At 33.3% G+C, this 11808-nt stretch carries 11 protein-coding genes and 1 pseudogene; all 12 read left to right on the top strand.

Annotation, left to right across the window (positions count from 1 at the left end; translation table 11 throughout):
- Positions 1 to 101: 101 nt before the first annotated feature.
- Positions 102 to 1445: a TrkH family potassium uptake protein gene (locus I4N53_RS09985; RefSeq protein WP_214496147.1), complete on the top strand. Its 1344-nt coding sequence runs from the start codon at positions 102 to 104 to the stop codon at positions 1443 to 1445.
- Between the two features lie 14 nt (positions 1446 to 1459).
- Entirely contained in the window at positions 1460 to 2113 is a 654-nt protein-coding gene (locus I4N53_RS09980) for a TrkA family potassium uptake protein (RefSeq protein WP_013149657.1), read from the top strand.
- Between the two features lie 163 nt (positions 2114 to 2276).
- On the top strand, positions 2277 to 2423 hold the full coding sequence (locus tag I4N53_RS09975; RefSeq protein WP_013149658.1) for a hypothetical protein: 147 nt from the start codon (positions 2277 to 2279) through the stop codon (positions 2421 to 2423).
- A 28-nt stretch (positions 2424 to 2451) separates the two neighbouring features.
- Positions 2452 to 3768: a xylose isomerase gene (xylA, locus tag I4N53_RS09970; RefSeq protein WP_013570854.1), complete on the top strand. Its 1317-nt coding sequence runs from the start codon at positions 2452 to 2454 to the stop codon at positions 3766 to 3768.
- Positions 3769 to 3782: 14 nt separating this feature from the next.
- The gene (gene xylB, locus I4N53_RS09965) at positions 3783 to 5285 is read left to right on the top strand and encodes a xylulokinase (RefSeq protein ID WP_214496146.1); all 1503 of its coding nucleotides are present in this window, start codon (positions 3783 to 3785) and stop codon (positions 5283 to 5285) included.
- Between the two features lie 87 nt (positions 5286 to 5372).
- Positions 5373 to 6482: a D-xylose ABC transporter substrate-binding protein gene (gene xylF / locus I4N53_RS09960; protein WP_214496145.1), complete on the top strand. Its 1110-nt coding sequence runs from the start codon at positions 5373 to 5375 to the stop codon at positions 6480 to 6482.
- A gap of 76 nt (positions 6483 to 6558) precedes the next feature.
- Complete coding sequence (locus I4N53_RS09955) at positions 6559 to 8094, top strand: xylose ABC transporter ATP-binding protein (protein ID WP_214496144.1); 1536 nt, start codon at positions 6559 to 6561, stop codon at positions 8092 to 8094.
- A complete protein-coding gene (locus I4N53_RS09950) occupies positions 8087 to 9250 on the top strand; it encodes a sugar ABC transporter permease (protein WP_214496143.1) in 1164 nt (387 codons plus the stop codon). The genes I4N53_RS09955 and I4N53_RS09950 overlap by 8 nt, the downstream gene beginning before the upstream one ends.
- Positions 9251 to 9298: 48 nt before the next feature.
- Positions 9299 to 9652 carry an AEC family transporter gene (locus I4N53_RS09945; RefSeq protein WP_214496142.1) on the top strand — a complete coding sequence of 118 codons (354 nt, stop codon included), beginning with the start codon at positions 9299 to 9301 and terminating at the stop codon, positions 9650 to 9652.
- Positions 9653 to 9655: 3 nt separating this feature from the next.
- Positions 9656 to 10243, top strand: coding sequence for a hypothetical protein (locus I4N53_RS09940; RefSeq protein ID WP_214496141.1), 588 nt, complete (start codon positions 9656 to 9658; stop codon positions 10241 to 10243).
- A gap of 160 nt (positions 10244 to 10403) precedes the next feature.
- Positions 10404 to 11606 carry an ROK family transcriptional regulator gene (locus I4N53_RS09935; protein ID WP_214496140.1) on the top strand — a complete coding sequence of 401 codons (1203 nt, stop codon included), beginning with the start codon at positions 10404 to 10406 and terminating at the stop codon, positions 11604 to 11606.
- A gap of 17 nt (positions 11607 to 11623) precedes the next feature.
- A pseudogene (locus I4N53_RS09930) lies at positions 11624 to 11713 on the top strand (gfo/Idh/MocA family oxidoreductase); the annotation flags it as partial.
- Positions 11714 to 11808 lie beyond the last annotated feature (95 nt).

Below are 11808 nucleotides of genomic sequence, written 5' to 3'. Positions count from 1 at the left end.
CTTTTTTATGAGATGTTTTTTATCCACCCCAACATTTATTATAGAACCGATATTTTAAAGAAGAAGTGGTTCCATAGGCTTCTTGCTTTTTTCATGGGAAGGTGATTTTTATAATAAAAATAAAACTAACACCTACTCAAGTACTTGCTTTAGGATTTGCGACTATTATATTAATTGGAACTTTATTACTAATGCTACCTGTGGCAACTAAAAGTGGAGAGAGAACAGATTTTTTAACTGCGCTTTTTACGGCTACATCAGCTACATGTGTTACTGGCCTTGTAGTTGTTGACACAAAAACATATTGGTCTGTTTTTGGGCAAATAGTGATAATGTTGCTGATACAAGTTGGCGGTTTAGGTATTATGACCATGTCAACGCTTTTCGCGTTGATCCTTGGTAGGAAGATAACCTTTAAAGAGAGATTGGTGATGCAAGAAGCTTTCAATACAAATAGCCTCGGAGGCATTGTGAAATTTGCCAAGTATATACTAATGGTTTCTTTTTTATTTGAAAGCATTGGCGCAATTATGTTGACTTTGAGATTTTTACCGCAGATGGGATTAAAAAAAGCAGTGTATTATGGCTTGTTCCATTCTATTTCTGCATTTAATAATGCTGGCTTTGATCTTATGGGGAATTTTAAGAGTCTAACGGGTTATGTTTCTGACTGGGTGGTAAACCTGGTCGTAATGGGTTTGATAATATTTGGTGGATTAGGATTTTACGTTTTGCTTGATATATACGAACATAGACATTTTAACAAATTTACACTGCATTCAAAAATTGTTATAACTATCACGTTGCTTTTAATTGCCATCGGTACACTGCTTATATTTTTATTTGAATACAATAATCCAAAAACATTAGGACCACTGGATTTTCCTACAAAAATACTTGCAGCATTATTTCAAGCTGTGACACCAAGGACAGCTGGCTTTAATACGTTATCGCTTTCTGACATGACTATAGCGTCTAAATTTTTGACAATAATACTTATGTTTATTGGAGCTTCTCCAGCTGGAACAGGTGGAGGCATCAAGACAACTACTTTCGCGGTTATACTATATACTGTGTTATCAGTTATACAAGGTGAAGAAGAGACAGTACTTTATAAGCGCACTATTAGCAGAAACATAGTCTATAAAGCTGTAGCTATATCTTTTATAAGTGTTTTTATTATTTTCTCCGTGACTATGGTTTTATCTATTACTGAAACATCCAACTTTTTGACTGTATTATACGAGACGACTTCAGCTTTTGGAACTGTAGGACTATCACTTGGGCTTACCCCCGAATTGAGTACAGTTGGCAAAATTATTATAATATTTACAATGTATACTGGCAGAGTTGGTCCTTTAACATTGGCGCTGGCATTGGCAAAAAGGCAGAGAAGGCCTAAACCTATAATAAAATATGCTGAAGAAAAAATTATGGTGGGTTAAATAGAGGTGGGACGATGAAACAATTCGTTGTTATTGGGTTAGGAAGCTTTGGCATAAGTTTGGCTAAGACTTTATATGAAATGGGCAATGACGTACTGGTTATAGATGAAGATGAAGAATTGGTGCAAGCTATGAATGGCTTGGTTACACATGCAGTGAGGGCTGATGCTACTGATGAAAATGTACTTAAGTCCCTAGGTGTGAAAAATTTTGATGTGGCTATAGTTGCTATAGGAAAGAACATGGAATCAAGCATTATGGTAACAATGCTTGTGAAAGAATTGGGAGTAAAATACGTAATAGCAAAAGCTCACAATGAATTACACGCGAGGGTTCTTTATAAGGTTGGAGCAGACAGGGTTGTTATGCCTGAAAAAGATATGGGCATAAGGGTTGCCAGAAATGTTTTTTCTAGCAATTTAATAGACCTTATTGAGTTTTCTAAGGAATACAGCATAGCAGAAATTCTTCCAATTGAAGAATGGTTTGGCAAAACGTTAAAGGAAATAAACGTGAGAGAAAAATATGGATTAAATGTCGTAGCGGTAAAAAAATTTAATGATGAAATCATTGTATCACCAGGGCCGGACTATGAGATTAATGAAGGTGATGTATTAGCTGTTTGCGGGAAAAATACAGATATTAAAAGATTTGAGATAAAAACATAGGATATAGGAAGAATTGTAGAAAAATAAAGCCATTGGAGTATATGTCACTCCGTGGCTTTATTTTTTTTATTTTTTTACTCAAAAAGGAGGATTTTTTTAATATACGTCGAATATATATAATATAAGTTTGTTGAATCAATAAACTATTGGGGTGGTTATATAAATGAAAAGAAAATTAAAAAACAGTGTCGGAATATGGGCATTTGGCCCTGCTGCTACAAGATTCGATCCTGCAGGATACCACACGGAGCTTTCAAATGAGACAATGGAAGCATATATTGCATGGCACTTGGAGCAAAGTTTTAAATAATTATATTTTCAAAAAGGAGGAAAATGACATGGAATACTTCAAAAATGTACCACAAATAAAATATGAAGGACCAAAATCAAACAATCCATATGCATTTAAATTTTACAATCCAGATGAAATAATAGACGGAAAACCTTTAAAAGAACACTTGCGTTTTTCAGTAGCGTACTGGCACACATTTACAGCCAATGGGACAGATCCATTTGGAGCACCCACAATGCAAAGGCCATGGGACCATTTTACTGACCCTATGGATATTGCCAAAGCGAGAGTAGAAGCAGCCTTTGAACTATTTGAAAAACTCGACGTACCATTTTTCTGTTTCCATGACAGAGATATAGCTCCGGAAGGAGAGACATTAAGGGAGACGAACAAAAATTTAGATACAATAGTTGCAATGATAAAAGACTACTTAAAGACGAGCAAAACAAAAGTATTATGGGGCACAGCGAACCTTTTTTCAAATCCGAGATTTGTACATGGAGCAGCTACTTCCTGTAATGCAGATGTATTTGCATATGCAGCAGCGCAAGTAAAAAAAGCACTTGAGATAACAAAAGAACTTGGAGGACAGAACTATGTATTTTGGGGTGGAAGAGAAGGATATGAAACATTACTTAACACAGATATGGAATTGGAACTTGATAACTTAGCAAGATTTTTGCACATGGCAGTAGAATATGCACAAGAGATAGGATTTGAAGGGCAGTTTTTAATTGAGCCAAAACCTAAAGAACCGACAAAACACCAATATGATTTTGATGCAGCAAGTGTACATGCATTTTTAAAGAAGTACGACCTTGATAAATACTTCAAATTAAACATAGAAGCGAACCATGCGACACTTGCAGGACATGACTTTCAACATGAATTAAGATATGCAAGGATTAACAATATGTTAGGCTCTATAGATGCAAATATGGGAGATATGCTTTTAGGATGGGATACAGACCAATATCCAACAGACATACGAATGACAACCCTTGCGATGTACGAAGTCATAAAGATGGGAGGTTTTAACAAAGGTGGACTTAACTTCGATGCGAAAGTAAGGCGTGCCTCCTTTGAGCCAGAAGATTTATTTTTAGGGCATATAGCGGGTATGGATGCATTTGCAAAAGGATTCAAAGTAGCCTATAAGCTTGTTAAAGATGGTGTATTTGATAGATTTATAGAAGAAAGATACAAAAGTTATCGAGAAGGCATAGGAGCAGAGATAGTAAGTGGGAAAGCGAATTTTAAAACTCTTGAAGAATACGCATTAAACAATCCAAAAATTGAGAACAAATCAGGCAAGCAGGAACTACTGGAGTCAATATTAAATCAGTATTTATTTAGTGAATGACGGAGGGCTAAAATATGTATTTTCTTGGGATAGATTTGGGTACATCAGCTGTAAAGATAATTTTAGTAGAGGAAAATGGAAATGTAATAGGAAGCACATCAAAAGAATATCCAGTATATTACCCTCAGCCAGGCTGGTCAGAACAAAACCCTGAAGATTGGTGGAATGCCACAAAAGATGGCATACGTGAGTTAATAATTAAAACTGGTGTAAAAAATGATGATATAAAAGGCATAGGGCTAAGTGGACAAATGCATGGCCTTGTGCTTTTAGATGAGAACAACAATGTACTATTGCCTGCTATACTTTGGAATGACCAAAGAACGCAAGAGGAATGTGATTATATTACCCAAAAATTAGGTAAAGAAAGATTGACAAAATACACAGGGAACAAAGCTTTAACCGGATTTACAGCCCCAAAGATATTATGGGTAAGAAAACATCGCCCTGATGTATATAAAAAGATTCATCATATACTTTTGCCTAAAGATTACATCAGATTTAAATTGACAAATGAATATGCAACAGATGTATCAGACGCATCAGGTACATTGTTATTTGATGTAGAAAATAGAAAATGGTCAAAAGACATGCTAGATGCATTAGACATACCTTATAATTGGATGCCAAAATGTTATGAATCTACGGAGGTAACTGGATATGTCACAAAAGACGTAGCTGATTTAACAGGATTAAAAGAAGGAACAATAGTTGTAGGCGGAGGAGGAGACCAAGCCAGTGGAGCAGTAGGGACAGGAACAGTAAAAAGTGGCATAGTATCAGTTGCACTTGGCACTTCAGGAGTTGTATTTGCAAGTCAAGACAAATATGTAGTAGATGAAGAAAACAGATTACACTCTTTCTGTCATGCTAATGGCAAATGGCATGTAATGGGAGTAATGCTCTCAGCAGCCGCTTGTTTAAAATGGTGGATAGATAACATAATTAACTTTAATGGTTCTTCTATAACATATGAAAAGCTTTTAGAAGAAGCAGGAAAAGTAACACCAGCCAGTGGCGGACTAATATTTTTACCCTATCTAATGGGGGAAAGAACTCCATACAGTGCCCCCTACGCAAGAGGAAGTTTTATAGGATTAAACATGACACACAATAGAGGGCATATAACAAGAGCAATACTTGAAGGTGTAGCATTTGGGCTTAGAGATTCACTTGAGATAATAAAAGAACTCAATATACCGGTAAATGAAGTAAGAGTAAGCGGTGGTGGTGCAAAAAGCGTATTGTGGAGACAAGTACTTGCAGATATTTTCGGTGTCAGAGTAGACATGGTAAATGCAACTGAAGGACCAGCTTTTGGCGCAGCAATAATGGCGGCTGTAGGATATGGAATATTTAAAGATGTTGAGGAGGCGACTAGTGAACTCATCAAAGTCAATGACAGTGTGTATCCGATTGAGGAAAATAAAGATAAATATAATGAGGTTTATACTGTATATAAGGACTTGTATTACTTACTAAAAAATACATTTAAAAGAATTGTTGAAATTAGCTAAGGAGGTGGTATGAGGGCTTTGTTTGATTTACAAAATATGGATTTGCAAATAATAATTCAAACAAAATTTTAGGAAGGAGAATAGAGTATGTTTAAAAAAGTCTCTAAGAAATTTGCTTTGTTAATTGTAGCAATGTTTACATTGGGGATTATTCTTTCTGGGTGTGCTACTACACAGAATAATCAATCAAATAGTTCTTCTACAACTCCATCTTCTAACGAATCGACAAAAGCCCCGGAAAAAATAAAAATAGGATTCAGCATGGACAATTTGGCGTTAGAAAGATGGCAAAAAGATAGAGATTTGTTTGTTAAAAAAGCACAGGAATTAGGGGCGGAAGTGTTAGTTCAATCGGCTAATAGTGATCCACAATTACAATATTCACAATGTCAAAACTTGCTTGCTCAAGGAATACAAGTTTTGGTTATATTACCTACAGATGGAAGTGCGATAGCGCCTATAGTGGAAGAAGCCCATAAAGCAGGTGTAAAGGTTTTAGCGTATGATAGATTAATAATGAATTCTGATCTTGATTATTATGTTTCTTTTGATAATGTAAAAGTGGGAGAATTGCAAGCAGAAGCAATTACCAAATTAGTACCAAAAGGAAGATATTTTTTACTTGAAGGTTCTCCAACCGATAATAACGCGAAACTATTCTATGAGGGACAAATGAAAGTATTAAAACCACTGGTTGACAAGGGTGATATTAAGATTGTAGGAGAACAATGGGCTAAAAATTGGGATACTAATGAGGCTTATAAAATTATGCAGAATGCTTTAGTTGCTAATAATAATAAGATTGATGCAGTAGTTGCTGCGAACGATAGTACTGCATTAGGGGCAATTAGGGCTTTAGACGAGCAAGGATTAGCTGGCAAAATTCCAATTTCTGGCCAGGATGCCGATTTAGCTAATTGCCAATTGATTGTAGAAGGAAAACAGACAATGACTGTATACAAACCGATTGTATTGGAAGCTACAAAAGCAGCTGAAATGGCAGTTTCTATTGCAAAAGGGGAAAAAGTGGAAACTAATGGTACAGTGAACAATGGGAAAATAGATGTACCTTCCATGTTGTTAACTCCTATTGCAGTAGATAAGAATAATATGGTAGATACAGTTATAAAAGATGGATTTCAGAAATTAGAAGATGTTTACAAAAATGTTTCCAAAGATCAATGGCCAAAACAGTAAATAAATTAAGTAGGGGAAGAATCTCTTCCCCTACTTATTCCAAGATTTAAAGGAAAACTGCAATTGGAGGGTTTTTATGAGTGAATATATATTGGAAATGTACAATATTACAAAAGAATTTCCAGGAATTAGAGCATTGGATGATGTGTCTTTCAAGGTAAAAAGAGGTGAAATCCATGCTCTTTGTGGAGAAAACGGTGCTGGTAAATCTACATTGATGAAAATATTAAGTGGTGTGTATCCTTATGGCACCTATTGTGGAGACATATTTTTTAATGGAGAGAAATTAATTCTACATTCAATCAAAGATGCAGAAAAGAAAGGAATTGCTATTATACATCAGGAATTGGCGTTAATAAAAGAACTTTCAGTAAAGGAGAATATTTTTATAGGCAATGAGCCGAATAAAAATGGAATAGTAGATTTTGACCAAATGTACCTTAATGCTAAAAAAATCTTACAACAATTTAATTTAGATATTGATCCTAACACGTTAGTGAAAAATTTAGGAGTTGGGCAACAACAATTAGTGGAAATTGCAAAAGCATTATCTAAGAATGCAAGCTTATTGATCTTGGATGAACCTACATCTTCTCTAACAGAAGCAGATGTTGAAATTCTACTAAAAATATTAAAGAAATTAAAAGAAAATGGAGTTACATGTATCTATATTTCCCATAAATTAGATGAAGTAATGGAAATTGCGGATACTGTAACTGTGATTAGGGATGGTAAAACTATAGGGACTGATTCTGCAAAAAATTTAACAAAAGAAAAGATTATAAGTATGATGGTAGGGCGAGAGTTATCTCAACTTTATCAAAGAGAAAAACACTTTATAGGAGAGGTATTTTTTGAAGTAAGAGATTTCAATGTTTATGACACAAAAATTCAAAACAGAAGAATAGTAAAAAATGTGAGTTTTAAACTTAGGAAAGGAGAAATTTTAGGAATTGCAGGTCTGATTGGTGCAGGACGTACAGAGCTTGTTTCGAGTATTTTTGGTTCTTATCCTGGAAAATGGACAGGAGATGTATATTTGGAAGGGAAGAAGATTATTATCAAAAATCCAAGTGATGCATTAAAATATGGTATTGCAATGGTACCGGAAGACAGGAAAAAAGAGGGGCTTATTAGTTTAATGTCAGTAAAAGAAAATATGACTATATCAAATTTAGAAAATTATAAAAAAAATCTGATAGGTACAATAGATGAGAACAGGGAACTATTAGATGTAAAAGACTATATTAAGACGATAAATATAAAAACATCGCATTTTAGTACACAAGTAAAAAACTTAAGTGGTGGAAATCAACAAAAAGTGGTATTGGCAAAAAACCTATTAAGTAAACCTAAAATATTAATTTTAGATGAGCCTACAAGAGGTATTGATGTTGGAGCAAAATATGAGATTTATAAATTAATGTTTTCGCTTGCTAAAGAAGGTATTTCAATAATAATGATTTCTTCAGAATTGCCGGAAATACTAGGTATAAGCGACAGAATAATTGTAATGCATGATGGTGAAAAGAAGGGAGAATTTGAAAACAAAAATGTAACTCAAGAAATGATAATGCAATGTGCAATAGGAGGTAGAAGTAATAATGATTAAAAGCGACAAAACAGAAAAAGATATCATAAAGAGATTTAGCGGTTTAAATTTAAATATAAAATTGTATACAATGGTATTAGCTTTAGTAGCGATATGGATTATATTTTCTGTTGCTACCGATGGGAATTTTATTACACCCAGAAACATATCTAATCTTTTGAGACAAACAACTGTTACTGGGATATTAGCGATTGGAATGGTTTTTGTAATTATTGCAGGACAAATCGATTTGTCGGTTGGTTCTTTGTTGGGATTGACAGGTGGAATAGCTGCTATACTGAATGTATGGTATAACTTAAATGGGTTAGTTTCTATTTTTATAGCTTTAATAATAGGAATATTATTAGGCTTATGGAATGGATGGTGGGTAGCATATAGAAATGTTCCGGCTTTTATTGTTACCCTTGCAGGCTTGCTTGTTTTCAGGGGAATTTTAATTGGTATAAGTAAAGGGTATACTATTGCTCCTTTAAGTACAGATTTTCAATTTATTGGCCAAGCTTATTTAACACCGAGCAGTGAATATATATTAGGAGTTATAGCAGTTTTTTTAGTAATTTATTTGGTATTAAATAGTAGAAAAACGAAAGCTAAGTATAATTTGGAATTACCTCCTTTGTGGATTGATATGCTAAAGATAGCGATTTTAATATTTTTTATAGGTTTATTTATCTTCATTTTAAACTTATATAGAGGGGTGCCACTATCTGTACTAATTCTACTGATATTAATGTTAGTTTTTTCATATATTTCATCAAAAACGGTATTTGGAAGAAGAGTGTATGCTATTGGTGGCAATGTAGAGGCTGCTAAATTATCAGGAATTGATGTTAAAAAAATTACATTGATTTTATTTGCTTTGAATGGCTTACTTGCTGCATTTGCTGGGGTGCTATTGACATCAACCTTAAATGCTGCATCTGTGTCAGCAGGGCAAAATGCAGAGTTAGATGCTATCGCTGCAAGTGTTATTGGAGGCGCTAGTTTAAGCGGAGGTGTAGGAACTGTATTTGGAGCAGTAATAGGTGCACTGGTTATGGCTAGTATAGACAATGGAATGAGCATGCTTAACTCACCACCATTTTGGCAATTTGTAGTAAAAGGGCTGATTCTACTTATAGCTGTATGGGTAGATGTAATCTCTAAAAACAAATAACAGTTTAAATAAATTTTGAACCCATACAAAATTTAGAGGAGAGATTACATGATTTTAGAAGTAACGAGTAAAGTTTTACCTATTTTACTTTTATTTTTGGTAGGAGCGTTTTTCAGAAAAAGTAATTTTATAAATGAAAGTACAATTTCTGAATTAAAGAAAGTGATTGTAAACTTTTCTCTTCCCTCTTTGCTTTTTTTATCTTTCTCGAATACTAATTTTGAAATTAAATATTTGTCAATCATTTTGGGAATGTTCATTATTTGCATTGGTCTTTTATATATTGGAAAGTTTCTAAAAACAATTTTAAAAATTAAATACGATTATTTTCCTTTGTTATTTACAGGGTTTGAAGCCGGGATGTTAGGGTACTCATTATTTTCCATAACTTTTGGGTTATAAAACTTGTTTAAATTTGCAGTTATTGATTTGGGACAGGTTATATTTGTCTTTTTTGTGCTGGTAGGAATACTTACGATGCACAAAAAAGAACATGACAAAATAAACTATTGGGATATGTTCTATTCATTTATAAAAACGCCAGTGATAATTGCTATATTTTTAGGAATAATTTCGCAAAAAGCGGGTTTAATAAATGTTTTTGAAAAGAGTACAATTTTGTTGGCGTTTTTGGAGACGATCAAATTATTATCAACGTTAACAGTTCCTTTAATTTCTATCATCATAGGTTATGAAATAAGATTTAAGAGAGATAATTTAAAAGTTGCCCTATTAACGGTATTATTAAGAAACTTGCTATTGCTCTTAATCGTGTTAATAATAAATAATTTAGTTTTTGTAAAAATTTTACATTTAGATAGACTTTTCCAGGCGGCTTTAATGACAATGTTTATTTTACCCCCACCTTTTATTATTCCTCTTTACATGAAAGAGGATCATAATGAAAATAAATGGTTTGTTTCAAATGTGCTTGCAATTAACACATTTTCAGCAATTGTTTTGTATATAATTATTGTTAGCATATACGTATGATTTTTGTTTGCTTTTGAGCAGGAGAATTTGTCTTGAATGCAAAATCAAAAAGATAAATTTAAAGTAAAAAATAATCAAAAATTATTTTAATTTTTTCTCGAGAGTTTAATATGGTATAATTTACACTAGAAAATAATAATGGCAATAGAAGGGTGAACAAATGATAACAGCGGATCAATTATTAGTTAAGCAAATAAATAAATCAATAGTATTAAATACCATAAGAAAAAAGGGGAATGTTTCAAGAGCGGATATTGCACACATTACAGGGTTAAACAAGTCAACGGTATCTTTCCTTGTTGATGAACTTATAAACGAGGGGTTTGTGAAAGAAGAGGGGCCAGGAGAATCAAAAGGTGGCAGGAAGCCAATCATATTAAGCATAAATAACAAAGCTGGATGCATAATAGGTATTGATTTGGATGTAAATTATATACTAATTGTCTTAACTGATTTGATGGCAAATGTTATTTGGGAAAAGAAAATAGATATAAAAATTGGCGAGAACCAGCAAACGATTATTGAACGTTTGATAGAACTGATTGATGAAGCAATCTCAAGTGCTCCTGAAACAATAAGAGGAATTTTAGGAATCGGGAGCGGTGTTCCTGGCATTGTGGATTACAAGAAAGGCAGTATATTATTAGCGCCAAATTTAAAATGGGAAAATGTACCTCTTAAACAAATTATAGAAGATAAATTCAAAATTAAGGTACACATAGATAATGAAGCAAATGTAGGAGCTATAGGAGAAAAGTGGTTTGGGGTAGGTGCCAAATATAACAATCTTGTTTATGTGAGTGCTGGAATTGGTATTGGTACAGGAATAATAATTAATGGAGAGTTATACAGAGGCACAGTAGGTCTTGCTGGAGAAATGGGACATATGACAATTGATATTTATGACCATCAGTGCAGGTGTGGCAATACAGGATGTTGGGAAAATTATGCTTCAGAAAAAGCATTGCTTGAATACATAAATACACAATTGCTAATGGGAAAGTCTGATGAGTATATAAACAAAAATAACTTTTATACACTGAGTGCTATTGACATTATCGATTATGCGCGAAAAGGGAGCAAAATAGCTGTAGAAGCTTTAAAAGAAATAGGAAGAAAATTAGGAGTAGGTGTAGTCAATATTATAAATACTTTTAATCCCGAACTTATAATTATTGGAAATACTTTGTCTCTAGCTGATGACTTAATTTTAAATGAAGTTTTAAAAGAAGTAGAGGATAAAAGTCTTGTTTATAGATATTATAAAGTAAAAATAAAAACTTCCAAACTTAAATTCCATGCAGGGGCAATTGGCGCAGTATCTTTAGTTATTTCTGAATTGTTTGCATATCCTGGACTTTAATTATATGAGGTGTTGACATGGAAAAATTAAAAGCAATTATTATAGGGCCAGGGAATATTTTTAATAAAGCATATCTTCCTTTTATTTTTAATTTAGAGGAACTAAATAATTGCACATAGTGTAAAATTATCGTAGGATTTTTTGAGTAAAAAAAAAACAAGAGACAACCCCTGTGATAAAATAGATTATGGAAAACAAAACA

Source organism: Thermoanaerobacter sp. CM-CNRG TB177 (assembly GCF_018588165.1).
In the GTDB taxonomy this organism is placed as follows: domain Bacteria; phylum Bacillota; class Thermoanaerobacteria; order Thermoanaerobacterales; family Thermoanaerobacteraceae; genus Thermoanaerobacter; species Thermoanaerobacter thermocopriae.
The sequence above is the reverse complement of the archived record's forward strand: the minus strand, read 5'-3'. Positions and strand labels throughout refer to the sequence as shown.

Excerpts from the sequence above, each read along its gene's own strand:
- I4N53_RS09980 (WP_013149657.1), top strand. The coding sequence starts at position 1,460 with ATGAAACAATTCGTTGTTATTGGGTTAGGAAGCTTTGGCATAAGTTTG.
- I4N53_RS09975 (WP_013149658.1), top strand. The coding sequence starts at position 2,277 with ATGAAAAGAAAATTAAAAAACAGTGTCGGAATATGGGCATTTGGCCCT.
- xylA (WP_013570854.1), top strand. The coding sequence starts at position 2,452 with ATGGAATACTTCAAAAATGTACCACAAATAAAATATGAAGGACCAAAA.
- xylB (WP_214496146.1), top strand. The coding sequence starts at position 3,783 with ATGTATTTTCTTGGGATAGATTTGGGTACATCAGCTGTAAAGATAATT.
- xylF (WP_214496145.1), top strand. The coding sequence starts at position 5,373 with ATGTTTAAAAAAGTCTCTAAGAAATTTGCTTTGTTAATTGTAGCAATG.
- I4N53_RS09955 (WP_214496144.1), top strand. The coding sequence starts at position 6,559 with ATGAGTGAATATATATTGGAAATGTACAATATTACAAAAGAATTTCCA.
- I4N53_RS09950 (WP_214496143.1), top strand. The coding sequence starts at position 8,087 with ATGATTAAAAGCGACAAAACAGAAAAAGATATCATAAAGAGATTTAGC.
- I4N53_RS09945 (WP_214496142.1), top strand. The coding sequence starts at position 9,299 with ATGATTTTAGAAGTAACGAGTAAAGTTTTACCTATTTTACTTTTATTT.
- I4N53_RS09935 (WP_214496140.1), top strand. The coding sequence starts at position 10,404 with ATGATAACAGCGGATCAATTATTAGTTAAGCAAATAAATAAATCAATA.